This is a genomic window from Mesorhizobium sp. U510, assembly GCF_059180695.1.
In genome coordinates this window covers 5,543,495-5,568,616 of the sequence record NZ_CP180532.1, presented here as the reverse complement: position 1 = coordinate 5,568,616, position 25,122 = coordinate 5,543,495, and the positions used below count along the sequence as shown (strand labels likewise).

Below are 25,122 nucleotides of genomic sequence, written 5' to 3'. Positions count from 1 at the left end.
CGAACCTTCGACGCACTGGCGCACCAGCACCAATTCGAAGCACTGACCAGGTGGCCTTCCTTTTGTCCGACATCCTCGATACGAGATGGAAACCCAGCCGCGGAGTTCCATGGATACATCGCCCGAAACCGTGCCGTTTTTCAGCCAGTGGGAAACGCCTGACATGACGCTGGCCGTGCTCGCCGATGGCGCTGATGTGGCGCTGCGGCGCGATCCGCTGTGGCGGGGGTCGGGAGCGGAAACACCAGACGAATATGCGGTCTGGGCCGCCAACATTTGCGGCATGGCGTGCCTGAAAATGATCCTGGCGACGCGCGGCGAGATCGTGCCGACGATCGACTTGGCGAGACGCTGCACCCGATATGGCGGCTATGTCGTCAACGAAGGCTCGATCAGGGGCCTGATCTACGCGCCCTTCGTCACTTTCGTGAAGGCGGAGTTCGGCCTGGAGGCGCAGGTGATGACCAATGTCGCGACGTCGGACATTCCGGCGATCCTCGCCCGCTCACGCTTCTTCATCGCCTCGGTCAGCAGTTCGATCCGCTGGCCCGAGCGCGAGCCGCCGTCGAAGGGCGGCCATCTGGTGCTGGTGACGGCGGCGTCGGATGATGGTTTTCGCTTCCACAACCCATCCGGCCATACCAGCGCCACACAGGCCAACGCAGTGTTATCGCCAGCCGATTTCGATCGTTTCTTTGCCAATCGCGGCATTGCCGTCACCATTTGATTTCTAAGGGGTTTCAATGACTGAAAAGACCAGGGTCGCCATCCTCTATGGCGGGCGCTCGGCCGAGCATGACGTGTCGCGGCTGTCGGCGGCCAATGTGCTGAAGGCGATCGACCGGACGCGCTACCAGGTGGTGCCGATCGCCATTTCCAGGGATGGCAGATGGCGGCTGCAGCCTTCGTCCGAGGCCGGCGCCGACGGGGCAGGGGCTCCGGTGTCTGAGGATGGCGTGGAGGTAGCCCTGCTGCCAGGCGGCAAGGGCCGGCTGGTGGCTCTCACCGAGAGCGGCGAACAGCCTGACCCTGTCGATGTCGTCTTTCCCGTGCTGCATGGGCCGTTCGGCGAGGACGGTTCGGTGCAAGGCTATGCCGAGGTTGCCGATGTCGCCTATGTCGGCTGCGGCGTCCTGGCTTCCGCCGCCGCCATGGACAAGGATGTCGCCAAGCGGCTGCTACGCGAGGCAGGGCTTGCCGTTGCCCGCTCGGTCACCGTGCGACGCGGCGATGTCGGTTCGTTCCAGGAGATTGCCGGGGCGCTTGGGCTGCCCTTCTTCGCCAAGCCGGCGCGCCAGGGCTCGTCCTTCGGGGTGAGCAAGGTGCATGACAGGGATGGCTTCGAACAGGCCGTCGAAACGGCTTTGCGCTATGACAGCAAGGCGCTGATCGAAGAGTTCGTCGACGGCCGCGAGATCGAGTGTTCGGTGCTGGAGCGGGCCGACGGTTCGCTGACGGTTTCGCCGCCCGGCGAGATCATTCCGGCCGACAAGCATGGGTTCTACACCTACGAAGCGAAGTATTTCGACGCCGACGGCGCGCTGGTCAAGGTGCCCGCCGATGTCCCGGCGGATGTCGTTGCCAGGACGAGCGAGATGGCCGCGCGGGCTTTCCGGGCGCTCGGCTGCGAGGCCATGGCGCGCGTCGACTTCTTCCTGCGCGCCGACGGTTCGCTGCTGGTCAACGAGGTTAACACGCTGCCCGGCTTCACCGACATCTCGATGTACGCCAAGGCGCTGGCGGCGATCGGCATCGGCTACAGCCAGGTGATCGACGTGCTGATCGAGCACGCGCTGGCCAGGCATGCGGCGCGCTGATCGGCTCTGTTCAGCGTCACGCCACGCTTGCCGCCGGCCTTGGCCCGAGAATCCCGATGGGCGGATAAAGGCACTTCTCTCCATTGTCTCGGCCGTAGGGAACATACTGACCCGCCCGGAATTGAAGGGTAACCAGCGGTCTGCCGGCAAATGTTGCACGCCGGCTCAATATGTCAGACCATGGCCGCTGGCAGGGGGAGAGACATCAAGTGGTGGCCAATCGTCGAAACGGGACGGCGTCCGAGGCGCATGGGCTGGACGATATTCTTGCGGCTGCCGCGCCCCATCCGCGAACCGCGTTGCCCAATGTGGCCACCACCGTCACAACGGTGGCGGCGCTGTATTTCGGCCGCGAGGTGTTCCTGCCGATCGCGATCGCCCTGCTTTTGACGTTCGCGCTGGCGCCGTTTGTCTCGGCGCTCAAACGGGTCGGCATTCCCCGCATCGCCGCCGTCATCGCCAGCGTGCTCAGCGCCTTCGCGGCACTTGCCTTGTTCAGCTTCGTCGTCGCCACGCAGGTCAGCGAACTGGCGCAGAACATTCCGGTCTACCAGACCAACATCCTGGCCAAGATCCGCTCGCTCAAGGAAACCGGCGTCGGCGGCGGTATCATCGCCAGATTGAGCAGCGTGGTCGAGCGTGTCGGCCAGGAGATCGACCGGCAGGACGCCACATTGCCGGCCGCCACCGCGGACAAGCCGCCGCGCGAGCCGGTGCCGGTCGAGATCGTGGCGCGCGAAAGGCCGCTCGAAGTCCTGCAGAACATCGTCGGCCCGCTGATCAGTCCGCTCGGATCGGCGGGTCTGATCATCGTCGTCGTCATCTTCATGCTGCTCGAACGGGAGGATTTGCGCGACCGCTTCATCAGGCTTGTCGGCTATGGTGACCTTCACCGCACCACCGAGGCGCTTCAGGATGCAGCCAAGCGGGTGGGCCGCTACCTGCTCATGCAACTGGTCGTCAACATCGTCTACGCCATACCGATTGCGATCGGGCTGTGGATCCTCGGCATTCCCAATGCGCTGTTGTGGGGGATGCTGGCGCTGGCATTGCGGTTCGTTCCCTATATCGGTCCGGCCATCGGCATGCTTTTGCCGCTGTTCCTGGCACTGGCCGTGGCGCCCGGCTGGTCGCTGGTGTTGTGGACTGCTGCCCTGTTCGTGGTGATGGAACTGGTCACCGGCAATGTAGTCGAGCCCTGGTTGTACGGCTCGCGAACCGGACTGTCGCCGTTGGCGATCATCGTTGCTGCCATCTTCTGGACGTGGCTGTGGGGGCCGCTCGGCCTCGTTCTGTCGACGCCGCTCACCGTCTGCCTCGTGGTGCTGGGCAGGCACGTGCCGCAGTTTGAATTCCTCGACGTGCTGTTCGGCAACGAGCCGGTGCTGGAACCGCATGCTCGGCTCTACCAGCGGCTGCTGGCCGGCGACCCGGACGAGGCCACCGATCATGCCGAGGAAATGCTCGAGGAGAAATATCTGGTCGAATTCTACGACAAGGTGGCCATTCCGGCCCTGCTGCTGGGTGAGCGCGACCGTGTGCGCGGCGTCATGGGCGACCTGCAGCGACGGCAGGTGGCGGCCAGTGCGCTCGCGCTGGTGGCCAATCTCGAAGACGATGCCAAGGAGGAAGCGGCCGAGGACGAAAGCCCGGAAGCGGGCGAGCCCGGCGATGCCGCCGACGAGGACGAGGCCGAACTGCCCGACGGCACCGGCATGTCGCTGCTTTGCGCCGGCGGGCGCGGCGAGCTCGACGATGCCGCCGCGGCGATGCTGGCGCAGGTGCTGGAGGTCCAGGGGGCGACCGCGTCGAAGGCGGGTTTTGCCGACATGGAACCGGCCAGCATTCGCCGCCTGGAGCTCGAGACCATCGACACAGTGGTGGTCGGCTTCCTCAACCGCGATTCCGTCAAGCACGCCCGCTTCCTGGTCCGCCGGCTGAAGCGGGCGAAGGCGGCACTACGGGTGGGCATCGTGTTCTGGTCGGAGGCCGGCAACGGGGACAAGGAAGCCGCCGACAAGCTCGCCCAGGACATCAACGCGGATTTCGTCGCCCACGGCATGGTCGACGCGGTGACAGGCGCGCTGTCGAACGAGCCGCCGGTGGCGCTGAAACTCGTCGCCAAACGGCGCATGCGCCGGCCGCGCGCCGCGCCAAGGAAGGTGCCGGCCGCGGCGGCAAGCTAGGGGTGAAAACCGATAGTAGCGAGCGCGCTGGTTCGGCCCAGGCGGACCCTGCCGGCAAAGACGCTCACAACGGCTTTGCGCGGCATCCCGTCGCTCAGCGGATCATATTCCGGCGATCGGCAGCTCGACCGTGACATTCGGCCGGCGCAACGACCTTTCGCAGCCGCGTATCGGGATGCCTTTCACCGAAAACGTCCGCCGCAAGGTCCCGTCCGACTTCAGAAGCCGATATTCCGATCTCAGTTGCGCATCGCGGCTGAAGCCAAGCGGACTGCTCGGGTCCGGCTTGACGATACTGCGAGTTTCATCCTGGTAGTCGGCGATCCCTTCAAGGAGCGCCTTGATTGTCGCGGCAATCTCCGTGCGATCCTCGGGGCGCTCGATCACGGCATCCAGCAGTTCGCCAAGCTTGCGCAACGGCACCTGACGGTCCTGGTTCGCATCGCCATTGCGATAGGCAATCTCGACATCGACCAGGCTGAGAACGGAAACGAACTCTTCCTTGAGCAGGAAAATTCCGACATTCACAGGCTGCGCCGTCGGGTTATGCGCCGTCTTTTCCCTGACGCTCTCGGTTTGCTCGTCAGTCTGGGTGTCCTCTCTCCCGGTTTCTATGCTCTGCTTGCGGGAACGGTTCGTCTCGGACACTTGGGAATTGATGGCGGATGTGGTCGATTCCGCAAAATCCTGTCGAACCTCATTGGTCGATCCGCGCGCATGAACCCGGGCGTCCGCGCTGCCTCCGCCGATTTCGACCGAAGCCTCCCCATGGAAACTCCCTTCGAATCCATAATCATAGTTGTTCGTGCCGGACCTTTTGTCGGCGGTATCCTTGAGCTGCTTGTTGAAATTATCTTTCGCTTCCCGGTCCTGACTGTCCAACACGGTGGAGGTCAGCTCGTTGCTCGTCGATGTTCTCTTCTTGATGATCACCTTGTAGGTCATCGAGCCGCCGGGCGACAGGCTGATGGAGTCGACCAGATCATCCCGTGCCAGGTCTCCGCGAAAGCTAGCAAGCTGATATTGCTCGACCAGGAAGAGCTGTGGCCGAAGGTCCTCCGGCGCGGGTATGCCGCCCTGCGTAAACGGAACACGCGCCTCCCTGAGCTTCGCCTGAAGCGGAGCCAGCGACATTTGAAAGAAATTGGCCTGGAGAGCCATGTAATTCTGAATCATGCCCGGCTTGATCACTGGAGGTTGTTGGCCAATGACAGCCGGAGGCATGGGGACATTGAGGCCGGGCAGGTCGACGGTTTCTCTGAACGCGGCTGAAGCGCGGAAGATTGCTGGCATCGAAAACCCGAATGGGGTTGTGTCCGGGCCCGGTTCGAATCCGAGCAGCAGGAAGGCCTTCAGCAGTCCGTTCTCGGTCTTCAGGTCTACCGGCGGGATGCCCATCGGATCGGGATTCGGTGCCGCGTTACCGCCCGAGAATCCCACGAAAACATCTCGTTTCAGGCCGAGCGAGATGAACACCGGCTCCGGCCGGAAAGGTACGGAATCCTCGGGGTTGACTTGCACCGATACACTCGGGCCGAGTTGCGTTTCGGCTGCGCCTGGGTCAATTGTCGTTTGCTCGTTTGGCATGTTCCGTCGCCCCTCCTGTTAACGGGATTCACAAAGCTGCAAAGTTAAATAAACTCGAACATATCTTGTGGGCATATCGATGCGCCTCTGAGACAATATGCCGTGGACTCTTTATACTATATCAGCTGCATTCTTGTCGCCTGTTTCCTCCGAGTGACCTGCTGGCGATGATAGAAGGGCGATTGGAATCTGATCGACACCTGCTTCAACCTTGACGTCAGCTACTGTAGGTCGGTGCTTTTGCCCTCGATGCCGAGCTCGGCAGGATGAGAACTCATGATGCATGACGATCAGGTGGATATCGACATCGATATCGCCCGCCAGATGATCCGCGATCAGTTTCCCCAGTATCGTCATGAGGACGTCACCTCGGTCGGATCGTCGGGAACCGTCAACGCCATCTTTCGCATTGGCTCAAAGAGCGCTGCGCGGTTCCCGCTGCGGGCGATGAAGCCGACCGAATGCGCCGATATGCTTCGATCGGAGGCCGCCGCCATGGTCGAGATTGGACAGCATTGCCTGTTTCCTACGCCGCAACCGATTGGGCTCGGCGAGCCCAGTCCTCGATATCCAATGCCATGGGCAGTGCAAACGTGGATCGAAGGCGAGGTTGCCACGCCGAACGGGCTCAGTGGATCGGCGATTTTCGCCCTCGACCTTGCAAGCCTCGTGGCGTCGTTGCGCCAGGCGGACACACGGGGCCGACGCTTCGACGGGCAAGGACGTGGCGGACATCTCCCCGATCATGACGATTGGATGGCTGTCTGCTTTGAAAACAGCGAGGGCCTTCTCGATGTGGCTCGACTGCGCGATCTGTGGGCCCGGTTGCGGGAGTTGCCCGCCGCTGAGCCCGTCGTGATGAGCCACAAGGACCTTATCCCGCCAAACCTTCTCGTGCAGGGCGAGCGTCTTGTCGGCGTGCTTGATGGTGGCAGTTTCGGGCCGGCCGATCCGTCGCTGGATCTGGCGGTCGCGTGGCATCTTCTCGACCGCGAGCGAAGGGCGACCTTTCGGAGCGGCCTTCAAGTCGAGGACCTCTTATGGAAGCGCGGTGCTGCCTGGGCGTTCCAGCAGGCCATGGGCCTCGTCTGGTATTACCGTCGCACCAACCCCGCCATGAGTGCGCTGGGGCGCAGCACGCTGTCTCGCATTCTCGACAATCCTGACATCTGAACTCTGGCTGCCGGCGCGCGCCGGGCACGCCGCGGCGATGCTGGCGCAGGCGCTGGAGGTCCGGGGGGCGACCGCGTCGAAGGCTGGCTTGTTTCAAGAGTGCCGTTCCTCGGTGCAGCGCTACACATCAGCTATCCTTGGAGATGTCCCAGTCAGTTCGGACCATCCTGGCATGGTCTTCGATATAGTTCGCGATGACGTCAGCGCCGTTGGTCCAGGGGACCGCCTCGCAGCGCGCCGCCGTTCCTTCGCGCTCGGTGGGGTCGAGCAGCTGTTCGATGAAGCGGTCGACATGCGGAAGGTCATGGTCGCGGCGCATCAGCAGGCCAAAACCGCCAAGCTCTGCCCAGCGGGCGCGGTTGAGCTGCAGGTCCATCTCGTCGCTCTCGTTGGGCACGAACAAGGTCGGCACCGCGCCAAGGATGTTCTCATGGAACGTGTTGTAGCCAGGCGCGACGACCGCGGCGTCGAATGCGCGGCTGTAGTTGAAACTCGGGAACAGCTCGACGATGCGATGCCTCGGCCCGACCGGCTCGTCCGACTCGAAATCGGCGCGGATCGGCGAGCGGATGTCCAGCACCAGCGTATCGGGACGGTCAAGCACGGCCTTGATAACGCCGTTGCGGACGCCGCGCATGTCGAAATTGCTGCCGGAGCCGAGTTGCAGGGCGACGACGGTCATGCCATCGGGTATTTCGAGGAAGTTGCGCGCGGCGGCCCTGTCCAGGCGCTGATTTGGCTCCAGCAACAACACTGGCGGAACCAACAGAACCTTATCGCGCACTTCCGACGTGGGGCCGTGATCGAATTCATCGGCCAGTTCGCCGGGCTCTATAACAGCGTCGAAAGCGTCCGCCATCTCAAGGAACGGGCGGTGCGATTCCCGCCACATCGGTCGACGGACCCAGATCGAGAACAGGTTGCGGTCCATGGCCAGGGCTGCGACGACACCGTCGAAGACAGCTGTGGCGTCATAGGCAAATACCGCTGGACGCAGATGACTGATCAGGTCGAACAGTTCTTCGGCAAGCACGTCGTTCCAGTCCACGGGCGCGGCATCGATGCCGCGGTGATGGGTCAGGAAGTGTGCGTGATAACCCTCCTCGGCTGCAATTTTCATGGCGTAGGACATTGTCGCAAAAACGGGCTTCAGCCCTCGCGGCAGTCGCTGCGCGACAGCCAGCTGCTGCGCGAGATGCCCCATTCCGATGCCGTTGGACGATGCAAACAGCACCTGACGTATCGGCAAAGGCTGGATCGTCGACGCCCGCACGGCCGCCGCATCCCGCGGTTTGGAAATGTTGAACAGCCTCTCAAGGCGTTGCGGGAAAAGCTCTGCGGAATGGTGGCGGGCAACGAACTCCCTGGCCAAGGCCGATTGCCGCGCGTAGGCATCCGCGTCGGTGATGAATTTGCCGATGACGCCCTCGACATCTCTCGGCGCCGCATAGACTGCCGCGTCACCGAACAATGGCTGGAAGTGCGCGGGGAGAATCGTGACGAGCCCTACCGCCAGCGCTTCGAGGATCGTGCGGCCAAAAGCCTCCGACCAGGAATTGCTGTGGTAGTAGACATAGAAATCGAGCCCTTGGAGAAACCCGGCAATGCCGGTCCATGCAAAGGGCAGTATTTCCCAGTTTGCCGGCAGCGGACCATAGAGTTCCCTAAGGAAGGGACCGCCGCCCAGGATCCTGATGCTGTAGCGGGCTGCGTCGGCAGGATAGATACGCAGCGCGTCGGCGGGTCTGCTCGGCCATTTCAATTTGTCCGGGCGGGCATGGCGGCCGATGATGACCGGATTGTGCGGCGGGCCGTCCGGCCTGCGAGGCCAGTCGTCGAGATCGATCAGATTGGTCCAGTTTTCAGGCAGGAGTTCCGCGCCCGCAGGCAAATGACGGGGCAAGGCATCGCGAACGACGGCGCTGACGGTGGCGAGCCAAACCTTGACGCCAAACGCCCAACGGCAATTGCTTACGATGCGCGCGAGGTCGTACTGCAGCTTGCCCCGCCGGTCGACCATGGGATGATGGAGAACCATGACCATGCGTTCGGTCCGGATGCCGGTCCGCCTGGTGAAGCGGTTGGACATTATCGCCGGATGGTGCACCAGGACGAGGTCGGCGTCGACCTTCGTGTCCGGGTCGATCCGTTCTGTCGCGCCGCCATCAATCAGTGCCCGCAAGTCGGGATGCATAGGGTAGGGGTTACGCAGCAATGGTCCCTTCACGGCCAGCAAGCCTGTCTTGAAACCCGCGCGGGCGGCCGCTCGGATTTCCACGGCGAGCGCGGTGGAGGTGCCGCCTTCGAAGCGGACATCAGCGACAAACAGAATGTCCAGCCTCATGATCTGGGCATGTCCGGGGCGTTGCGGACGGATGCCGTCGGTGCCGCCGCCAGGAAACTATCGATAGTCGTGCCGTAAGCCAGGACACGGCGAGGCCGCCATTTTGCAAGAAGGAGCCCCCAGTGCTCCCGCAAATAAGCCTGCCAAGGCATGTCGGCTGCGTGCAGCCGTTGCTCAACCAATGGAGGCAGATACTCGAAAATCACACCGTGACGGCGGAATATCGTGAAGTCCGAATTGTCGGTCAGATAGATGAGCCGGTCGCTCTTTCCTGAGAGCTTGCGCTTGGTCGTAACAATGATTTCTTCGAGAAGGTCAGGATCGACACCTAAAGTCGTAACGATAATTGCCGAAATTTCCTCTTTGGATTTGTATACATAAATATTCCCCGGACCTTCATCTCCCGGATCCTGCTTATCCTTTCGAAGGAAGAGTTCCTTGAGCTTTCTCATCTGGATGGCGCTCACATGAGGGATGCAGGAATCTACCAATGGCGATTTGTATGTGTCAAACGTTCAGGTCGATGCGCCGCGCCGTGTGATGCCGACGCATTGTCGTTGAGCTGCAACCTGCACGGCCATGGCGAGAAAGCCCCGCAACGGCGGCACACTCCGGTTACATGCCGTCGTCAAACTCGGTGGGCAGTCCGTCAGTAAGCAGGACTGGCACACTCGCCTGCGTTCCCCTTGACTATAGGGCAGTAGGCGTATTTTCTTGTTACGGCGTGACGTTGAAAGTCCTGATGCGATGCCGCGGCCGTTTTGGTCGAGGCTGGAGCGACGCAAATGGCAAGATTGCTGCTGGCAAAGATGGCTTCGGCCGCCGCCTTGGTTTCGACCTCAGTCATGCTGAGCGGATGCTGGACGATTGCAGGAAGGCCCATCCTCTGCGATTTCGGTTTTTCGCTGAAGGATGGACGGTGCGCCAAGGTCACCAAGGTCACCAAGGTCACCAAGGTCACCAAGGTCACCAAGGTAAGTACGCCTCAACCCGACAAATCGAGTTCGAAGCGCGGCGATTCCCACTATTGATCCGCCGCCTTGTTCGCCACCAACTACCAGCGCGGTCTTTGGTTTCTGATAACGCAATCATCTCGAATATCGCGCAACGTCTATCACGCGTTACGGACCATTCTGTTTGATATATAGTTCAACTTCTCCGTCTATTTCTTTTCGAGTCGCGGGGTCTATTTTTTTGGCTATCTCCGCCTTCGCCTGTTCTCCCTGATCGGCCCGAAGCCTCGCGGCGAGCGAGGCGTCGAAGTAGGCTCGGCGCAGGTCAGGCTTGCCGGTGAATAGCCCGTCGCGATGCCCCCAGGCGAGACGGACGTAGGCGTACTCATTTCCCCGGTTTGCGGAAAGCTCAAGGAGGGTCAAGGCGCGGCGAGGATCGGCAGCCAGCTTGCGGTCGCCTTTCAGATACAGCTGCGCCATAAAATACGGTGCGTACCTGTTGCCCATGTCGTTTGCGCGCTGCAACAGTTCGAGTCCTCGTGGCACGTCCTTTTTCACGCCTTCGCCCGCGAGATACGCCTGTCCCAGATTAGCCATCGCATCGATCTGGCCGGTATCGGCCGCTGCTGAATACAAGGAGGCCGCCTGGACATAGTCTTGCTTCACACCAGTGCCGAGGCGGTAAGCGTCGCCGAGCGCCGTGATCGCATTCGCCCAGCCACTTGATGCGGCCAGGCGATACCAAAGAACGCCTTCCTGCGGCAGCTTTGGTACGCCTTGGCCAGCAATATAGGCGGAGCCGATATCGGTCCTGGCTCTGAGATTGCCAAGCGCAGCGGCCCGAACGTAAAAGTCGAACGCGCGGCCGTAGTCGATCTCCCGCCCCATGCCGACGCGCGCCATGTAGCCCATATTGATGAGCGCGGCGCTGTATTGCTGATTGCCGGCCAATTCGTAAAAATGCTCGGCCCAGCTGTAGCGCCTGGCAATTTCCAGAACACGGCCGAACTGGAACTGCAGGCGCGGGTTGTTGATGTCGGCCGCCAGTGCAAAAGCGCAAGCGCGCAACGCGTCCCGAACATTGACGAGCCCGTTGGTGACACCAGGCACGGCGCGCTGTGGATCGTTGGGATCGGCGGCGTAGAGATCGCAATCCGTCACCATCGTCCGCATGCCGCGCTGCGTGTCGGGCAGGTTGCTCGGCCAAATACGAAAGGTCTCGCTGACGGCGCGCTCGCCGGCCTGCTGGAACACGAACTCCTCGCTCAACGCCTTGTCACTCGCCTCGACCGGCGCCACCGCCGCGATCGAGCTGGAGACCAAATTGCCGTTGACATAGAGTCCGCGCTTGGTCAACGCAGCCACCTTGAAGCGGCTCTTCTCCGTCGCCTCGGCCGCGTAGCGGCTATTGGGAAAGACCTTCACGAAGCGCTCGAAGTCCTCCGGATTCTGGCTGTCGCTGATGAAGGACCATAACACCTCATCGATAGTCAGGCCGCCATTCGCTTCGGCGGCGTGCTCGGCTTGCGCAACCTGCTTGCCGGCGTCGCCCTGCCGGAAGACGAATTTCGTTTCGATCGAGCCGGTGATCCAGGGAATTTGTGAGCCGGCTGTCGCCTGGCGAACGTCGCCCCGCACCGTGCGGAACGTGTCGTACACATCGAGATTGGGCATGAGCAGGGCGTTGGCGAGCGCCGACGAATAGGGGCTGTTGATGCCCGTCCCGTCATAGGCGACCTCACCGGCGCTGGTGGCAAAGGCGACCAGCACCTGGCCGCTGCCGGCCTCCGTGTAGGCGAGGCCTTGCTGCAACCCCTTCTCCTTGGCAACCGGATTGTTGCGGCAGGCATCGAGGATGAAGACTTTCACGCCGACCGGATCGTTCTTCACGATGTCGATCAGATCGTTGAGCCTCATGGCGTCGGCCGCGACGTCCTTGGCCGACGAGATCCGGGTATCGACGGGGAGCAGCAGGTTCTGGCCGTTATACTGCAGGGCATGGCCGGCGTAATAGAAGACCGCCATGTCGGCGCCTATGAGATGCGCGCGTATCGCGTCGTTCAGGTCTTTCTCCGCCGATTTCTTGACATCGTAAAAGAGCAGGACGTCGAATTTGAGCTCGGTCAAGGTATTGGCGATGAGCTTGGCGTCGTTGCGGGGATTGGTCAGCGGGGCAAACGGATATTCGCTGTTGCCGACGACAATGGCCGCACGCCGCTCGGCGTGGGCCTGGGCGAGCCAGAGCGTGCTGAACGTGGCCAGGAACGCGAGCAGGAGGCCCTGCCTCAAATAGCTGGAAAAGCTCTTCCGCAACATGCCTTCACCGCCATTTCCAGAGGGAAGCATCCGGCTGATCATAACCCAAGCAACGGCAAAATTCCAACGGCCACAGGCGCTGCGCATCGTCGGCGTCAGAACCTCATGTACAGCGAGGGCTTCAGATCAGGCGGGAAAAACCCATCGGCGCTGATGTCGGCGAGGCGCGCCGGGCCGAAAATGTTCCGATATTCGGAAGTGAGTTTGACGATCGACGGCAAGCGCTCGCCCATGACATCAGCGCGGATTTTGTCGCGCATGGCATGGTGGACGCCGTGACGGGCGCACGCCGAACGAGCCGTCGTTGGCGCTGAAGTTCGTCGCCAACGGCGCCGGACGCAGCGGTGGGGCAGGGTTAATTCGAGCCCGCCGGAACACAATGTTCAGCCAACGCGTTTCACGATCCAGCAAGGGACATTCTTATTGGAGGCTGAACATGCGCAGCTTCGAACTGGTCGATCTGCTTTACGTGGTCGAGACCTGCAAGCACGATCGCGTGGTCGGAAATTTTGTCTCGATGGCTGAAGGGGTGGAAGAGTTGCGGGTTCTGACCGGCGATTTCGTGTCGCCGGACGACGTGGTGGCAAACGCCCTTTCCACTGTAGCGCTTGCACGAGGCTGCTCAGTCTTGTTCGATGAACAGGCAGGGGCTGAAATCCAGCTTTGATGTCCTGACGGCCAAATCCTGGCGGCATTGCCCAGCTCTGGTTGCATGACGCGGAAACCCATTCTGCAGTCGTTCGGCCACGGTCAATTCATCGGCAGGTTTCATAGAACGCCCGCCACCTGGATGTGGCGGGCGTTTCAGAGCGAGCGCCCAAGTCAGGTCAGGATAAGGACGATCTTCAACGTATCCGGATCGACGATGACGATCCGACCGTCGGCCATTACGAAATACTCGTAGCTTTCGTAGGCCGGTACGATCTTGACGATGCGCGCCGGCAGACGATGCAGCCGGATCTTGTGCCGGGGAACCTCGACGCCGACAGTAATGTCGAAATCGATATTGGAGACCGGCTCGACCCGGGTCTCCTTGATGACCTGGGTGATCTGGGTTTTCTGTTCGACAGTTACATTGCTGATGGAAGCAGTCGACCCCTGATCAGTCTGTGTCGAGGCCTTGCCCTGGGCCTGCTGATCGGTGGTAGCATTTGCCTTGCCCTCGGCCTGCTGATCCGTCTGGACCTTGGCCTTGCCCTGGGCCTGCTTATCGGTGGTAGCATTCGCCTTGCCCTCGGCCTGCTGGTCCGTCTGGACCTTGGCCTTGCCCTGGGCCTGCTGATCGGTGGTCGCGTTTGCCTTGCCCTGGGCCTGCTGGTCCGTCTGGACCTTGGCTTTGCCCTGAGCCTGCTCGTCGGTCTTGAGCTTGGCTTTGCCCTGAGCCTGCTGGTCAGTCTGGACCTTGGCCTTGCCCTGGGCCTGCTCGCCCATCTTCATCTTCGAGCCTTTTTGACAGTTGGCCGCAGCGGCCGCGCAATTGGCGTCACCGCCCGACTGGGTTTCAGCCGGCTGTGTCTGAGCAATCGCGGCACCGCATCCGATGCCGAGCGCGAGCATGCTGGTGATCAGAATTTGCTTCATGGGAGATCTCCTCGAAAGCATCAGTCCCTTCGCGGGGTAAACCTCAACGAAAAAACTTCGTTCCCGGCGAATTGGCAAAATCGACAGGCGGAAATCTCGGGAGACAGGGGGACGATCACATTCAGGGATGCTGTCGATGAGATCCTTTTCGCGGAACTTCTTACGGAGCGACCGTTCATGGACGGCTGGCAATCGTCCGCATCAGCCGATGGGTGATGATTGCCGCCGGGCCCTTGCCGCGCGATCGAGACGAGCTATCGATCCACCATCGCCATGCCGCGCTCGCCGTAGCGCGGGCCGGAGATTTTTCCCGGCGCCAGCGCCTCGTCCAGCGCGGACATTTCGGCGGCGTCGAGTTTCAGCGAGGCGGCGGCGACGTTCTCCTCCAGATATTTTCTGCGCTTGGTGCCGGGGATCGGCACGATATCGACAGCGAAATCGCTGCCTTTGCCGAGCAGCCAGGCTAGCGCGATCTGTCCTGGCTTGACGCCCCGGGCGGCCGCGATGTCGCGCACCGTGCCGGCCGCCTCGACATTGGCGTCGTAGTTCTCGCCCTGGTAGCGCGGGTCGTTGCGGCGATAGTCGCCTTCCGGATAATCCTCGGCGCGCTTGACATCACCGGTGAGGAAGCCGCGGCCGAGCGGCGAGAAGGGCACCAGGCCAATGCCGAGTTCCTTGAGCAGCGGGATGATCTCCGGCTCCAGATTGCGCTCCCATAGCGAATATTCACTCTGCAGCGCCGAGACAGGAAGGACGGCATGCGCCCGGCGGATGTTGGCGCTACCGGCCTCCGACAGGCCGAAAAAGCGCACCTTGCCCTCGGCCACAAGCTTGCCGACTGCGCCGGCGACATCCTCCATCGGCACATCAGGGTCGACGCGGTGCTGGTAGAGCAGGTCGATATGGTCGGTGGCGAGCCGGCCGAGCGAGGCTTCCACAACGTCACGGATATGCTCGGGCCGGCTATCGACGCCGCTGAGCTGCTTGCCGTTTTCGATGCGGAAGCCGAATTTGGTGGCGATCGTCACCTGGTCGCGCTTGCCCTTCAGCGCCCGGCCGAGCAATGCCTCGTTGGTGTGCGGGCCATAGACCTCGGCGGTATCCAGGAAGGTGCAGCCAAGTTCGATGGCGCGGTGCAGCGTGGCGATGGACTCGGCCTCGTCGGCCGGGCCGTAGGACTGGCTCATGCCCATGCAGCCGAGGCCGATGGCCGAGACTTTCAATCCCTGGCTGCCGAGCTTTCGTGTCGCGAGGGTCATGGCTGCGCTGCTCCGTTTGGGGTTTGCAGCACCATATAGAGCGTGTGCTCGGTTGCCATAGGTGTCCAGCGCCACCTCAACCGACTGTGATCAAGGGTGCCAGGCACCGTGCAGGCTCGGACCGGAGCCATCCGTTCACATGTTGGAAGCGACGCCACGACCGGAGGGCGCCGCGTCGGAGCGGCATCACTGGATCGAGGCTGGCTGCGAAAGGATGAGGGGGCTGATCACTGGTTCATCACCCTCGACGCCGTTTCCAGACAGCACCAACCCGCTGCCCAAGGTGTCGAATTCGATTGCCGCTCCAAGCATTTGGGCAGCCTGCAAAACCAGGTATTCAACATCCTCGAGCGCGACATTCTCGGCCAGATTCATGACCCTGACCTGCTCGGCCGTCACCGTAATGTTGACGATGCCGGCCGTCTTGAACGCCTTCTCGACCGCTGAATTGACGTCATCGCGCAGGCGCATGGAGTAATCGTACCGCATCGAAACCTCCCAAAGGGAACGGTTTTCTGTTCAGATTGGAGCATGCGCCCGGGGTGTCGGCCTGGCAAGTAAAATCTGTGAAATATACAAATAAAATCAGTTGGTTAGTGAAATTACAGGAATGCGTATCAGACGTTCGATGAGCATCATGCGTTTGATGTGCGGAGGGCTCACTGGCCGGCCTTGACGCGTAATGGGTGTTACCATAATTATAAGCTGAATGAGTTAGATACTAACTCACCGTATTTTTAGTCCTGAGCGAGGAGCGCGCACATGGCTGAACTGGAACGCCCGGAACGGCTGCAGATCATGCTCACCACGGACGAATTGGCGGCGCTGGAAAACTGGCGCTTCGAAAAGCGCATGCCGAGCCGCTCGGCAGCGGTCAGGGAGCTGCTGCGGCGCGGTCTTTCCTCGGATGGGTTCCTGATGGCCGAGCAGGGTGTCAAGTCGCAGGAGTTCGGCGTGCTGCCCGACGGCGACGGCGAGACGAGCGATCGGCCTTCGGAGTGAAGCTTGCTTCATCCGTGGCGCGCCGCCTATGTGAATTGCGTCCGGGGAGATTGTCTTGATCCGCTTGCGCGCTACCTCATGCCAATGAGCGAAATCGTGGCGGCGACGGCAACAAACAACGAAAAACAGAGCGCGACCGCCGACGCACGCCTCGCGGCCATCGTCGATTCCTCTTTCGATGCCATCATCAGCAAGGATTTGACCAGCATCATCACGAGCTGGAACCTGGCGGCTGAACGCATGTTCGGCTACACCGCCGAGGAAGCCGTCGGCCAGTCGATCCTCATGCTCATTCCCGATCACCTCAAGAGCGAGGAGACCGAGATCATCAGCAGGGTTCGCGGTGGCCACCGCGTGGCGAGTTATGAGACGACGCGAAGGCGCAAGGACGGCGCGCTTATCTCCGTCTCGCTCACGGTTTCGCCGATCAAGAACGCCAATGGCGAGATCGTCGGCGCCTCCAAGATCGCCCGCGACATTTCCGCCGCAAAGGAGAGCGAGCGCCGCATCAGGCTTTTGATGCGGGAGGTCAACCATCGCGTCAAGAACCAGTTCGCGGTCATCCTGTCGATGGTCAGGGAGACGAGCAAGCGCTCGAGCGACCCGCGGGAGTTCGAGGAACTGATCCGCGCCCGCATCATGGCGCTGTCGCGTTCGCATGATCTGCTCGTCACCTCGGAGTGGGCCGGCGCCAGCCTGTTCGACCTGATCCAGGAACATCTGAAGCCTTTCGGCCGCGAGGAGCAGATCCTGCTCTCCGGCCCGGTCCTGACGCTGCAGTCGAATGCGGTACAGAATCTCGGCATGGCTTTCCACGAGCTTGGCACGAATTCCTCCAAATATGGCGCGCTGGGCAGTGAAGACGGCCAGGTCGAGATCACCTGGACAATCGGCTCAAGCGCCCAAGGCTCCGGCACCCAGGACTTGGGTGCCAAGGACTTGGGTGCCAAGGACTTGGGTGCCAAAGACTTGGGCAGGAGTGTCGGTGCATCGGGCGGACGCGACTTCCAGCTGCTCTGGACCGAGACTTCCACGCCTCGCCCGGACGACAAGGGGGACGAGAGTGCGCGCAAGGGGTTCGGCACCGTCGTCCTGCAGCGGGTGGCGCCGCAGTCGCTGGGCGGTTCGGCTCAACTGGAGCGCTCGCCCGGCCGTCTCAGCTGGCGCCTCAGTGCACCGCTGGCATCGATCATCGTGCCGCAAGCCGGCATCGAAGGCGACGACGGCGCCGCGCTGGGCTTCGGCATCTGAACGTCCCGTATGCCCCGTAAAAAGAGATTGGCGTCGTTTCTCCGTCCGGCAACGGTTGGATTTTGATTGCCACTGCGATCGCGGCATTGTTCAAGACCAGCGATAATCAGGCGATGGACACAGCCAGCCAAGGGCGTCGTGCCCAACCGGGGCGGCAGGTTTTCCGCCGCCCCGGCTTGCCGGTCACCGGTGATGCGGGAGATGCCTTTCGGCGTCGACTTCCCCAACGGTGAAGCTCTGGAAGCCCGGCATGAGCTGCCATATGGCTGCAAGGCCTATGATCAGATAGGCCAGGCGGGCCAGCATGGCGCCCCCAAGGACCGTGCCGATTACGTCATAGCCGGTCACACCCATGGACAGCCAGTTGAGACCGCCGAGGATGATGAGGGCGAGCGTGACGAGGTTCATGATGCGCATAAACGCCTCCTGATGTTGCCTGACAAAAAGACGCCTGCAAAAAAACGCCTGCCGTTTCAAACGGTTCCCTCGATCACGAAATTGTGAACGAGGGTTGCGATCCGTGAATGGGGCGCGGGCTACTCGACCAGTATATGCGCCTCGCGCGCGGCCTCGATCAGAGCCTCCCTGGCGATATCGGGAGGCACGTCGCCGCTTGTCGCTCGGCGGCAGGCGCGCAGCGCGGACTGATGTTTCAGGCTGCCGGCGTCGCGCCAATGTGTCGTCAGCAATTCGATGGCCTGCTGTGTATTGGACAGGTGGCGGGTGGCGCCGGCCACACCGACCGAAACCACCACCGGCTTGGAGAACCATCCAGGGTGCATTGGAACCTCGACAAGGTTGCCGGCGAAAACGCGCATGTCGGCGCAAGGTTTCACCGGTTCCAATCACTGTCGCGTGAGGCTGGGCACTGCTGTGGCGACATCTTCGAATGTTGGCTCGGGGATACGCACGAGGCGCGAGACCTGAAGGTCCTGCGGGCTTTCTCGATCGAAGCGGAACGCGTTCCCCGATCCGTTGGCACTGCCTGGAAAATGGCGTCGTTAGCGCACTGGAAAGCACGCGTGGTAACTGTTGATTCAACCATTGCTGGTATTTTATATGGGTGTGGTGGCGGCTCCGGCAGTGCAACGGGGGCCGGGTTGCCGGAGCCGCCTACGCGGTCCGGTTGGGGTTTGACCGCGCTGTTCCAAAATAGGACAGCGCGGTCAACGATTCGTTAAAATCCAAAATAGCTAATTAAGTCCCTGCTAATTGAGTGGCGATTTTGCCGCGACGGGAAACCGGCATTCGATCGAAGATGAATGACGGGCTGATGGAACATTAGTCGTTTCTAATTGTTTGTGTTTGTCGGCAGGGCGGGGGCATCTCTGCCGAAGATCGGGCTTCCGATCGGCCCGCGCGCCTCTGGCCGAGAGCGCGGGCTTTCATCGTTAGGGCGGCCCGGTACACCTCTGGTTGGGGAAAGCAGCGCACCGGGCCTAACCGGCCTGGGGCGGCTGCCGGCTGGCCATATATGCGGCACGACCAATTCAACTGAAGCATTCAAATGAAGGAGATGTATATCGCGATTGGATAAAGTAACGGAACGTCCAATGGACGATACCGGAACCAAAGCGGTTACATCAGACCTTTGCGCGAGGGCCATGGGACCTTGGTCCCCATGGGAAAAGCCCGCCACGGGAGCGACCCGCAGCGGGCTTTCGCAGTGGCTACATCCCGAAGGAATCGACCGCTTGTGATTGCACTGTGAACCACGTGGCCGCGTTAGCCTATGGTGTGATCGCGGAAGGCAGGCTTGGGGCTCGGTTGCAAACACGGTGGGATGTGCCCGCTCGATTGCCGCCGAGACACCGGGGAAGGCGGCTTTGCGTTCTTGTCCGGGGCCATGTCCATCCCTCATGCGGTGGATGTTCGACAGAAGGAAGGTCCAGAAGCCAGCGATCTGATTGTGGCTGGTTCCCGCTCATGGGCTCGAACCACGATTCACGCCTTCAAAGGGCGCTGTCCTACCATTAGACGAAGCGGGAGAAGCTCGGATGCTTATGCCGTCAAGACGGCGAGGCGTCAATTCGGGAAGTTGTCGACCGGCTCTTCGCAGCGATAGACCGGGCAGTGCCCGTCGCGCGCCGGGATATAGGCCGACATCGGCACTTCCGGCCAATCGCATTCATTGCCGAACTGCCTGACATAGCGGTCATAGGTGTTCGGTCCCGTGGTCAGCACCACGGCGCGACGGCTCTGGATCATGGCCCGGATGTCGGCACAACTCATGCCTCGGCTGTCGGGGCGAGCCTCGGCTGCAGCGGTCGCGGCGAGCAAGGCGCCCAAGGACATCAACAGGACAGGAAGGCGAGCGGGCATGACGGCTTCTCTTTGGTTCAGGATGCTGCATTGTCCCATAAAACCCGGGATGTGTCCGCCGGTTCCGCGACGGGCCGCGCATTGCGCGGGAAAGACGCGGTGGCCGCCCACGCAACCAAATCAGGCATCGCGCATTGCTGGTCATGGATGGCAGGAAGCCTTACGAAACGCCGCAATGGTGGCCCGGAAACGAGGGCCGCGAAGCTATGTGCTGTTCCTTCTGCGGCGGCCGAGACCACCGCTTCGAGGAGTGCCCGCAAAGGGCCGATCCGCCTGCCACGCAGCATCAGCACGATAGCGGCCACTCTCGGCCTACCCGACGCGGCTAGAACTTTTCCGTCAGTCAAACCTACCGCACGATGCAATGCAGGCCGCACCGCGGGCGCGACCTGCGCTGTCGGAGCTACATTCTGACCTTGCCGCTATCGCCAATCTCCGGACGGCTGTCGCTGACTGCCGCCGCCAGCATCTTCACATAACTGACCACGGTGCCGGGACTGTCCCAGTACTGAGCATCCTTTGGGGTGATCTTGAGTACGCGGATCGCCGGATCGTCAGCGCTGTCCCACCAGGCCTTGGCCGGTGTCGACCACAATTCCTTGATCTTGGCCCGGTCATTGGAGACTTCCGCCTGTCCGCTGACGGAGACGTATTTCTGTCCACCGGAATCGGCAAAGGCCAAGGCGACATTAGGCTCCGCCTCGATCTCATCATCCTTGTGGCTATCGACGTCGGTGAGGAAGTAAACGGCGTTCTCCCCCCGCACGACATGCGCCGCCATCGGTCGCGAGCGGATGTCGTCGCCTTCGCGGGTGGCCAACATGCAGAAGCCTATCTTATCCATCAGCTTCCAGACACGGTCGAGGTCGTTTTTCTCAATGGCCATCAGTTTCCTCCTGGTTCAAAGGTCGAGAACGCAACTCCGTCCGCTTGGCAAGGTTCCCTGTCGCGGATCGAAGACGGCAGGTTCCACCCGCTCGCCTCGTGGACGGAACTCCCGCACGTCGTCCACGTTGTGCACTCCAGATATTCAGAGGGAATCATGGAACAACTCGTCGAGGAATTCGGCCATCCGAGCTACACCTCGTTCCCGGTCATTGCCGCGCGTTTGCTGCTCGCGGCGCTTTACGGCGCGGTGATCGGCTTCGAGCGCGAATGGCGCAACCGTCCCGCCGGGCTGCGCACCCACATCCTGATCTGCGTGGCCGCTGCCACCTTCGGCATCCTCACCATCGAGATTGTCCATGCGCCAATGTTCGCGCAGGACTCCGTCAAGGTCGATCCGATCCGTGTGGTCGAGGCGGTGACTGCCGGCGTTGCCTTTCTCGCCGCCGGGTCAATCCTGTTTTCGCGTGGAGAGGTGCACGGGCTGACTACGGGCGCCGGGATGTGGCTCGCCGGCGCGATCGGCGTCGCATGCGGTCTCGGCCTGTGGCAAGTGGCCGGTCTTGCCACGCTGATCGTGCTGGTCGTCGCGGGGCTGGTCTATCGGCTCGGTCCCCGCCCGCAAGACATAAAAGGGGATCGCGGTGCGCCGTCTCCTCGCTCGGGCGATAGTGCAGGCAAGGTCGACCACTAGGCGCGATTTGGTTCGCCGAAGAAATTCGCCAATGCCCGGGCGGTTTGTTGCCACGCCTCCTCGGGGAAGAAATGGCCGCCGGGCATGGCTTGGCCGCGGACATCATCGGCCCAGCCTCGCCAAAGAGCCAGCGGCCCGCCTTCGCCCGCGTACCAGTCGGCAAGCGCGCCTTGCCCGCTCCACAGCGCCAGCACCGGACAGCGGATACGCCGGCCGGCGGCCTTGTCGGCATGGTCGTGCTCGCGGTCGAGCGTCGCCGCCGCGCGGTATTCCTCGCAGATGGCGTGGATGTGGGCGGGATCGCGCAAGGCATCGACATAGGCCTGGCGCACCTCGGGCGGAAATGCCGACGGCGACGATCCCCAGCCGCCGAGCGCGTTGTCAACGACCGCCTCGGCGGCTCCCGCCAGCATCAATTCCGGCAAGGGCTCGGGCTGCGCCAGCAGCGACCAGGGCCAGTAGCCCTGCGCCAGTCTGGCGTCGGCCCGATCCCAGGCGTCGGCCGTTGCGACGATGTCCAGCACCGCGAGCTTTTCAACGCGGCCTGGATGATCGAGTGCCATGCGGTAGGCGACCCGCCCACCGCGATCATGGCCGGCGACCATGAAGCTGCCGAAGCCGAGTTTGGCCATCAGGGCAGCCATGTCGGCGGCCATGGCCCGTTTGGCGTAAGGGGCATGAGCGCTGTCGGACGAAGGGCACGCGCTGGCGCCGTAGCCGCGCAGGTCGGCGCAGATGACGGTAAACCGCTCGGCCAATTCAGGCGCCACGTCGCGCCACATCAGATGGGTCTGCGGAAAACCGTGCAGGAGCAGCAGCGCCGGACCGTTGCCCGCACGGCGGATAAATATGCCGGCCTCGCCGGTATCAATCTCCATCGACTGAAAGTTACCGAACATGGTGGTGCCTCCTTGCCGGCAACGGCCGGAGGCCGGATTTGGTTGCTTGCGGTCGCTCGGTGTCCACCGTTGTTCGCCAACCTTTCGCGCGGTTGGGCGTTGTCCCTGCGAGGAAGGCTGCCGCGGGCGGCCGTCAAAAAAAAGCAAAAGGAGGCTCGGATGAAACCTCTGGTTATCGCGTCGCTGATGCTGGCCCTGGCCGCGCCGGCGGCGGCACAGATGGATCAGCAGCAGGGCACCGACAACCCGGCCCCGCAGGCCGACAAATGCCGGGTCCAGCCCGATCAAGGCAAGCAGCAGCCAGGTGGCGGCAATCTGAGCGAAAAGCTCAATGATTGCGGCGGGGTGCTGAAGCCGCCGGCCACAGGCGACCAGGGCATGGCCACGCCGGCGCCCGACGTAGGCAAGACACCGGTGATCAAGCCGGGCGAAGTGCCGGCCCAGCCGCCCGCCAAGTAGAAAGCTTGGCTGGTGGCGTTATTTCCGCAAGACGGAACCTCGTATCCGACGAAACGTTTCTTTCAGGAATTCAATTTGAAAGGACGGGGCCTTGAGAGATATTGCCAGCACAGCCACGTTTATTGCCTCTATCGCCATCGTCATCGTCCTGATGCTGATGGCGCCGAAGAGTTTTGGGTTCGAGACCTCTCATCCGATCGTGGATGGCGATCTGCCCACGCAAAAATAGGGATCGGCATCAACAGAGAAGCAGGCGAGGGCATCGCCTGCTTTCTTGGGTTAGCGGACCAGCACGCCGGCATGGTCGCACAGCGCCGTGAAGGCTTCCTGCGCCTGTGCCGCGCCGTCCTTGTCTTCCAGGGCCGCCTCGATCTTTTCGCGTGCGGCCTGGTAGAAAGGACCGCGGCTGGCATGCGGCCAGTCGATGAGGATTTCACTGGCGTCCTGCAGGGTCGCCACCTCACGGATCGTGTCCGAGCCGTGCGGCTTGATCCGCACCGGTGTCGACAGCATCATTTCGGCCATTGTTTTTCCCACCTCCGGTTTTCCCGCTGTTATTGAAGGATGCGAGCTTCGCGCGCTGCGTCGATCATCGCCCGCATCGCCTTTTCCGGCGGCGTCCAGCCATCCAGCGCATCGCGGCAACTGCGCAGCGCCGCCCGGTATCGCCGGCCCTGGCCGGCCGGCCAGTCGCCGAGGCATTCCAGGCCCTCCCAGGCGCTACGCACGACGCGTTCACGCTCGGGGGAGAATTTTAGGCGGATTGGTCGGGGGAACATCTTGTCGTTCAACTGAAGTCTCCGTGCATGTCGCCCGACAGTGACCGCGGATGTGGGACAACGGTACTTTGAGGGGCGCCGGATAACGCCGTCGACAAGGGAGGGTTCCAGGCCCGAAAGATCAATTTTCAGTCGTGCGCGACGGCGTCGGACAAAGGTCGCGGTGGCGGCGGAGCGGCGTCTTCCGGCGCTGGCCCATCAAGGGGCCGGTCGTGCTCGAACTGTTCGGTGCCGGGCAAGGCATGCAGCCAGGTCTCGCGGCGGCTGATCCACAATTCATATTGCGGCTCCAGGTCGGTCGGCGCGACGTCGAGGCTGCCGAGCATCACCTCGACTTCATCGTCGCCGATCCAGGCGACGCGGCCCCCGCAGGTCGGGCAGAAGCTGCGCGTGCCGTAAGAGGCGACTTCGCCCGATGTCTCGAAGGCGTCGCGCGGCCAGATGGCGAAGGCCGAATAGGCCGAGCCGCTGGCCTTGCGGCAGTCCTTGCAGTGGCAAAGGCCGACGCGTGTTGGCTGGCCGGTGACGACGAAATGCACGCCGCCGCACAGGCAACTGCCGGTTCTGCGTGTAGTGTCGGACATGATCGCGGCCCTCCCTCGGTCTGGCTTTCGTCAGTCTGGCACGCCGGGGGCCGGGCGGAACAGATGCTCGCCATTTCGTTGGTCAGAAACCGGGAAAAAATCCGGTTCATCGTACCGCCGAACAGGTTGGTGCTACCAACCCGTTCGATGTGGCCCGCAGCATCCTTCAACGCAATGCCGGCGAAATGGTTGCGGCTCGCTGCCTAGCCGCGCGCGGCCATGTGGTTGTCGAGCTTCTTGCGCGACGGGCCGTAGCGCTTGATGATGGTCTGGGCTTCGCTCTGCGGGATGCCGTATTTGCGCGCGAAGGCGGCGACCTCATAGGTCTCCTCGCTCGAAACCAGCTTGCGGTCCTGCTTGATCTTCGTTTTGTCGTCGGGCATTGCGTGCCTCGCTTTCTGTCAGCCGCACGGTCGCGGAACACCAGTATATAGGATGCCGCGATCCGACATAACAGCGATCGGCGCTGCTGGTTCCATGGCAGACGGCGGACAGAAGCCTGCCGGACGCGGATCGCAGGCTGTCAGGCCGGGGCGGGGCCAGCGGCATGGGGATCGGCCTTGCCGCATTCGGCGCAAGGCGCGCTGGCGCCGGGACAGCCGCGCTGATGCGTGCCGGCGGGACAGCAAAGCCCGTTGGAGCTTGTCCAGCGTGGGCATTGGAAAACCTGCCCGGTGCCGCCACAGCCATTACACTCGAGGACCGGTGACCGGACCAGATAGGACCCCGTCCTGAACCTGACGCTCGCGCCCAAAACTTACCCCCCAAATGGATGCACCGGACATGCCTGTACATTAGCCATGTCTACAATATCACTTTGCCGGTTACGGACAAGTTTCAGGATCGCAAATTGTTGTTGAACGTTGGCGCCAAGGGCCTGGCGCGTCGGCCTCGGTCAGCGTTCAGTCTGGCGGCGAGACGCGGCCTGGCCGCGATCCCAGCCGGCGGCCTCGACCTTGTCGAGCAGCGGGTCGACATGGGGAGCATCTCCCGCCAATCCTGGCAGCAACCATCGCCGGATGCCGCGGCGC

The 25,122-nt window shown here is 62.3% G+C and carries 28 protein-coding genes and 1 tRNA gene; 11 read left to right on the top strand and 18 right to left on the bottom strand.

What is annotated here, in order from left to right:
- Positions 1-109 precede the first annotated feature (109 nt).
- From ACLGL5_RS28770 to ACLGL5_RS28760, 3 genes are all read left to right on the top strand, one after another.
- Complete coding sequence (locus ACLGL5_RS28770; RefSeq protein ID WP_064981792.1) at positions 110-727, top strand: cysteine peptidase family C39 domain-containing protein; 618 nt, start codon at positions 110-112, stop codon at positions 725-727.
- Between the two features lie 16 nt (positions 728-743).
- Positions 744-1,817 carry a D-alanine--D-alanine ligase family protein gene (locus ACLGL5_RS28765; protein ID WP_064981789.1) on the top strand — a complete coding sequence of 358 codons (1,074 nt, stop codon included), beginning with the start codon at positions 744-746 and terminating at the stop codon, positions 1,815-1,817.
- Between the two features lie 209 nt (positions 1,818-2,026).
- Entirely contained in the window at positions 2,027-4,003 is a 1,977-nt protein-coding gene (locus tag ACLGL5_RS28760; RefSeq protein ID WP_069092573.1) for an AI-2E family transporter, read from the top strand.
- Between the two features lie 102 nt (positions 4,004-4,105).
- Here the strand turns inward: ACLGL5_RS28760 and ACLGL5_RS28755 are convergent, their stop codons facing one another.
- A complete protein-coding gene (locus ACLGL5_RS28755; protein ID WP_494372815.1) occupies positions 4,106-5,590 on the bottom strand; it encodes a hypothetical protein in 1,485 nt (494 codons plus the stop codon).
- 276 nt (positions 5,591-5,866) lie between these two features.
- Here ACLGL5_RS28755 and ACLGL5_RS28750 point away from each other — a divergent pair, with 276 nt between their 5' ends.
- Entirely contained in the window at positions 5,867-6,763 is an 897-nt protein-coding gene (locus ACLGL5_RS28750; protein ID WP_171903302.1) for an aminoglycoside phosphotransferase family protein, read from the top strand.
- 127 nt (positions 6,764-6,890) lie between these two features.
- Here the strand turns inward: ACLGL5_RS28750 and ACLGL5_RS28745 are convergent, their stop codons facing one another.
- Together ACLGL5_RS28745 and ACLGL5_RS28740 are read right to left on the bottom strand one after the other, a co-directional pair.
- A complete protein-coding gene (locus ACLGL5_RS28745) occupies positions 6,891-9,107 on the bottom strand; it encodes a glycosyltransferase family protein (protein ID WP_494372814.1) in 2,217 nt (738 codons plus the stop codon).
- Positions 9,104-9,559, bottom strand: a complete 456-nt coding sequence (locus ACLGL5_RS28740; RefSeq protein ID WP_069092571.1) for a hypothetical protein — start codon at positions 9,557-9,559, stop codon at positions 9,104-9,106. Before ACLGL5_RS28740 ends, ACLGL5_RS28745 begins: the two co-directional genes overlap by 4 nt.
- A 333-nt stretch (positions 9,560-9,892) precedes the next feature.
- Between ACLGL5_RS28740 and ACLGL5_RS28735 the strand changes: the two genes are divergently transcribed.
- The gene (locus ACLGL5_RS28735) at positions 9,893-10,138 is read left to right on the top strand and encodes a hypothetical protein (protein WP_069092570.1); all 246 of its coding nucleotides are present in this window, start codon (positions 9,893-9,895) and stop codon (positions 10,136-10,138) included.
- 90 nt (positions 10,139-10,228) lie between these two features.
- Here ACLGL5_RS28735 and ACLGL5_RS28730 read toward each other — a convergent pair whose 3' ends face one another.
- Together ACLGL5_RS28730 and ACLGL5_RS28725 are read right to left on the bottom strand one after the other, a co-directional pair.
- Positions 10,229-12,376: a caspase family protein gene (locus tag ACLGL5_RS28730; protein WP_064981967.1), complete on the bottom strand. Its 2,148-nt coding sequence runs from the start codon at positions 12,374-12,376 to the stop codon at positions 10,229-10,231.
- 95 nt (positions 12,377-12,471) lie between these two features.
- A complete protein-coding gene (locus ACLGL5_RS28725) occupies positions 12,472-12,636 on the bottom strand; it encodes a hypothetical protein (protein ID WP_019859315.1) in 165 nt (54 codons plus the stop codon).
- 176 nt (positions 12,637-12,812) lie between these two features.
- Here ACLGL5_RS28725 and ACLGL5_RS28720 point away from each other — a divergent pair, with 176 nt between their 5' ends.
- The gene (locus tag ACLGL5_RS28720; protein ID WP_069092569.1) at positions 12,813-13,043 is read left to right on the top strand and encodes a hypothetical protein; all 231 of its coding nucleotides are present in this window, start codon (positions 12,813-12,815) and stop codon (positions 13,041-13,043) included.
- A gap of 155 nt (positions 13,044-13,198) precedes the next feature.
- Here ACLGL5_RS28720 and ACLGL5_RS28715 read toward each other — a convergent pair whose 3' ends face one another.
- The 3 genes from ACLGL5_RS28715 to ACLGL5_RS28705 all read right to left on the bottom strand — a co-directional run bounded on the left by ACLGL5_RS28715 (position 13,199) and on the right by ACLGL5_RS28705 (position 15,687).
- Positions 13,199-14,149, bottom strand: a complete 951-nt coding sequence (locus ACLGL5_RS28715) for a DUF1236 domain-containing protein (RefSeq protein ID WP_494372813.1) — start codon at positions 14,147-14,149, stop codon at positions 13,199-13,201.
- A gap of 62 nt (positions 14,150-14,211) precedes the next feature.
- On the bottom strand, positions 14,212-15,216 hold the full coding sequence (locus ACLGL5_RS28710) for an aldo/keto reductase (protein ID WP_069092567.1): 1,005 nt from the start codon (positions 15,214-15,216) through the stop codon (positions 14,212-14,214).
- 186 nt (positions 15,217-15,402) lie between these two features.
- Entirely contained in the window at positions 15,403-15,687 is a 285-nt protein-coding gene (locus ACLGL5_RS28705; RefSeq protein WP_223217711.1) for a hypothetical protein, read from the bottom strand.
- 291 nt (positions 15,688-15,978) lie between these two features.
- Here ACLGL5_RS28705 and ACLGL5_RS28700 point away from each other — a divergent pair, with 291 nt between their 5' ends.
- Complete coding sequence (locus ACLGL5_RS28700) at positions 15,979-16,218, top strand: hypothetical protein (RefSeq protein ID WP_069092566.1); 240 nt, start codon at positions 15,979-15,981, stop codon at positions 16,216-16,218.
- A 78-nt stretch (positions 16,219-16,296) separates the two neighbouring features.
- Positions 16,297-17,469, top strand: a complete 1,173-nt coding sequence (locus tag ACLGL5_RS28695) for a sensor histidine kinase (protein ID WP_069092565.1) — start codon at positions 16,297-16,299, stop codon at positions 17,467-17,469.
- Between the two features lie 183 nt (positions 17,470-17,652).
- On the opposite strand, the gene ACLGL5_RS28690 is transcribed toward ACLGL5_RS28695, so the two are convergent.
- From ACLGL5_RS28690 to ACLGL5_RS28670, 5 genes are all read right to left on the bottom strand, one after another.
- Positions 17,653-17,886 carry a DUF378 domain-containing protein gene (locus tag ACLGL5_RS28690; RefSeq protein WP_019859308.1) on the bottom strand — a complete coding sequence of 78 codons (234 nt, stop codon included), beginning with the start codon at positions 17,884-17,886 and terminating at the stop codon, positions 17,653-17,655.
- A 119-nt stretch (positions 17,887-18,005) separates the two neighbouring features.
- A complete protein-coding gene (locus ACLGL5_RS28685) occupies positions 18,006-18,251 on the bottom strand; it encodes a DUF982 domain-containing protein (RefSeq protein ID WP_069093464.1) in 246 nt (81 codons plus the stop codon).
- Positions 18,252-19,383: 1,132 nt separating this feature from the next.
- Positions 19,384-19,457 (bottom strand) — tRNA-Gln (locus ACLGL5_RS28680).
- Between the two features lie 37 nt (positions 19,458-19,494).
- Complete coding sequence (locus tag ACLGL5_RS28675; RefSeq protein WP_064981965.1) at positions 19,495-19,791, bottom strand: hypothetical protein; 297 nt, start codon at positions 19,789-19,791, stop codon at positions 19,495-19,497.
- A 403-nt stretch (positions 19,792-20,194) separates the two neighbouring features.
- Entirely contained in the window at positions 20,195-20,677 is a 483-nt protein-coding gene (locus tag ACLGL5_RS28670) for a pyridoxamine 5'-phosphate oxidase family protein (RefSeq protein ID WP_019859304.1), read from the bottom strand.
- A 156-nt stretch (positions 20,678-20,833) separates the two neighbouring features.
- Here ACLGL5_RS28670 and ACLGL5_RS28665 point away from each other — a divergent pair, with 156 nt between their 5' ends.
- Entirely contained in the window at positions 20,834-21,370 is a 537-nt protein-coding gene (locus ACLGL5_RS28665) for an MgtC/SapB family protein (protein ID WP_069092564.1), read from the top strand.
- Here the strand turns inward: ACLGL5_RS28665 and ACLGL5_RS28660 are convergent.
- Entirely contained in the window at positions 21,367-22,269 is a 903-nt protein-coding gene (locus tag ACLGL5_RS28660; protein ID WP_069092563.1) for an alpha/beta fold hydrolase, read from the bottom strand. The two genes, ACLGL5_RS28665 and ACLGL5_RS28660, sit on opposite strands and share 4 nt — an antisense overlap.
- A gap of 159 nt (positions 22,270-22,428) precedes the next feature.
- Between ACLGL5_RS28660 and ACLGL5_RS28655 the strand changes: the two genes are divergently transcribed.
- Together ACLGL5_RS28655 and ACLGL5_RS28650 are read left to right on the top strand one after the other, a co-directional pair.
- Complete coding sequence (locus ACLGL5_RS28655) at positions 22,429-22,728, top strand: hypothetical protein (protein ID WP_038647916.1); 300 nt, start codon at positions 22,429-22,431, stop codon at positions 22,726-22,728.
- A gap of 91 nt (positions 22,729-22,819) precedes the next feature.
- A complete protein-coding gene (locus ACLGL5_RS28650; RefSeq protein ID WP_019859300.1) occupies positions 22,820-22,957 on the top strand; it encodes a hypothetical protein in 138 nt (45 codons plus the stop codon).
- A gap of 50 nt (positions 22,958-23,007) precedes the next feature.
- On the opposite strand, the gene ACLGL5_RS28645 is transcribed toward ACLGL5_RS28650, so the two are convergent.
- From ACLGL5_RS28645 to ACLGL5_RS28630, 4 genes are all read right to left on the bottom strand, one after another.
- The gene (locus ACLGL5_RS28645) at positions 23,008-23,253 is read right to left on the bottom strand and encodes a DUF982 domain-containing protein (RefSeq protein ID WP_019859298.1); all 246 of its coding nucleotides are present in this window, start codon (positions 23,251-23,253) and stop codon (positions 23,008-23,010) included.
- Positions 23,254-23,282: 29 nt separating this feature from the next.
- A complete protein-coding gene (locus tag ACLGL5_RS28640; RefSeq protein WP_019859297.1) occupies positions 23,283-23,519 on the bottom strand; it encodes a DUF982 domain-containing protein in 237 nt (78 codons plus the stop codon).
- Positions 23,520-23,635: 116 nt separating this feature from the next.
- Complete coding sequence (locus ACLGL5_RS28635) at positions 23,636-24,091, bottom strand: GFA family protein (protein WP_019859296.1); 456 nt, start codon at positions 24,089-24,091, stop codon at positions 23,636-23,638.
- 203 nt (positions 24,092-24,294) lie between these two features.
- On the bottom strand, positions 24,295-24,474 hold the full coding sequence (locus ACLGL5_RS28630; protein ID WP_010910426.1) for a DUF3606 domain-containing protein: 180 nt from the start codon (positions 24,472-24,474) through the stop codon (positions 24,295-24,297).
- Positions 24,475-25,122 lie beyond the last annotated feature (648 nt).

Excerpts from the sequence above, each read along its gene's own strand:
- ACLGL5_RS28770 (WP_064981792.1), top strand. The coding sequence starts at position 110 with ATGGATACATCGCCCGAAACCGTGCCGTTTTTCAGCCAGTGGGAAACG.
- ACLGL5_RS28765 (WP_064981789.1), top strand. The coding sequence starts at position 744 with ATGACTGAAAAGACCAGGGTCGCCATCCTCTATGGCGGGCGCTCGGCC.
- ACLGL5_RS28755 (WP_494372815.1), bottom strand. The coding sequence starts at position 5,590 with ATGCCAAACGAGCAAACGACAATTGACCCAGGCGCAGCCGAAACGCAA.
- ACLGL5_RS28750 (WP_171903302.1), top strand. The coding sequence starts at position 5,867 with ATGATGCATGACGATCAGGTGGATATCGACATCGATATCGCCCGCCAG.
- ACLGL5_RS28745 (WP_494372814.1), bottom strand. The coding sequence starts at position 9,107 with ATGAGGCTGGACATTCTGTTTGTCGCTGATGTCCGCTTCGAAGGCGGC.
- ACLGL5_RS28740 (WP_069092571.1), bottom strand. The coding sequence starts at position 9,559 with ATGAGAAAGCTCAAGGAACTCTTCCTTCGAAAGGATAAGCAGGATCCG.
- ACLGL5_RS28735 (WP_069092570.1), top strand. The coding sequence starts at position 9,893 with ATGGCAAGATTGCTGCTGGCAAAGATGGCTTCGGCCGCCGCCTTGGTT.
- ACLGL5_RS28730 (WP_064981967.1), bottom strand. The coding sequence starts at position 12,376 with ATGTTGCGGAAGAGCTTTTCCAGCTATTTGAGGCAGGGCCTCCTGCTC.
- ACLGL5_RS28725 (WP_019859315.1), bottom strand. The coding sequence starts at position 12,636 with ATGCGCGACAAAATCCGCGCTGATGTCATGGGCGAGCGCTTGCCGTCG.
- ACLGL5_RS28720 (WP_069092569.1), top strand. The coding sequence starts at position 12,813 with ATGCGCAGCTTCGAACTGGTCGATCTGCTTTACGTGGTCGAGACCTGC.
- ACLGL5_RS28710 (WP_069092567.1), bottom strand. The coding sequence starts at position 15,216 with ATGACCCTCGCGACACGAAAGCTCGGCAGCCAGGGATTGAAAGTCTCG.
- ACLGL5_RS28705 (WP_223217711.1), bottom strand. The coding sequence starts at position 15,687 with ATGCGCCTGCGCGATGACGTCAATTCAGCGGTCGAGAAGGCGTTCAAG.
- ACLGL5_RS28700 (WP_069092566.1), top strand. The coding sequence starts at position 15,979 with ATGGCTGAACTGGAACGCCCGGAACGGCTGCAGATCATGCTCACCACG.
- ACLGL5_RS28695 (WP_069092565.1), top strand. The coding sequence starts at position 16,297 with ATGCCAATGAGCGAAATCGTGGCGGCGACGGCAACAAACAACGAAAAA.
- ACLGL5_RS28690 (WP_019859308.1), bottom strand. The coding sequence starts at position 17,886 with ATGCGCATCATGAACCTCGTCACGCTCGCCCTCATCATCCTCGGCGGT.
- ACLGL5_RS28685 (WP_069093464.1), bottom strand. The coding sequence starts at position 18,251 with ATGCACCCTGGATGGTTCTCCAAGCCGGTGGTGGTTTCGGTCGGTGTG.
- ACLGL5_RS28675 (WP_064981965.1), bottom strand. The coding sequence starts at position 19,791 with ATGCCCGCTCGCCTTCCTGTCCTGTTGATGTCCTTGGGCGCCTTGCTC.
- ACLGL5_RS28670 (WP_019859304.1), bottom strand. The coding sequence starts at position 20,677 with ATGGCCATTGAGAAAAACGACCTCGACCGTGTCTGGAAGCTGATGGAT.
- ACLGL5_RS28665 (WP_069092564.1), top strand. The coding sequence starts at position 20,834 with ATGGAACAACTCGTCGAGGAATTCGGCCATCCGAGCTACACCTCGTTC.
- ACLGL5_RS28660 (WP_069092563.1), bottom strand. The coding sequence starts at position 22,269 with ATGTTCGGTAACTTTCAGTCGATGGAGATTGATACCGGCGAGGCCGGC.
- ACLGL5_RS28655 (WP_038647916.1), top strand. The coding sequence starts at position 22,429 with ATGAAACCTCTGGTTATCGCGTCGCTGATGCTGGCCCTGGCCGCGCCG.
- ACLGL5_RS28645 (WP_019859298.1), bottom strand. The coding sequence starts at position 23,253 with ATGGCCGAAATGATGCTGTCGACACCGGTGCGGATCAAGCCGCACGGC.
- ACLGL5_RS28635 (WP_019859296.1), bottom strand. The coding sequence starts at position 24,091 with ATGTCCGACACTACACGCAGAACCGGCAGTTGCCTGTGCGGCGGCGTG.
- ACLGL5_RS28630 (WP_010910426.1), bottom strand. The coding sequence starts at position 24,474 with ATGCCCGACGACAAAACGAAGATCAAGCAGGACCGCAAGCTGGTTTCG.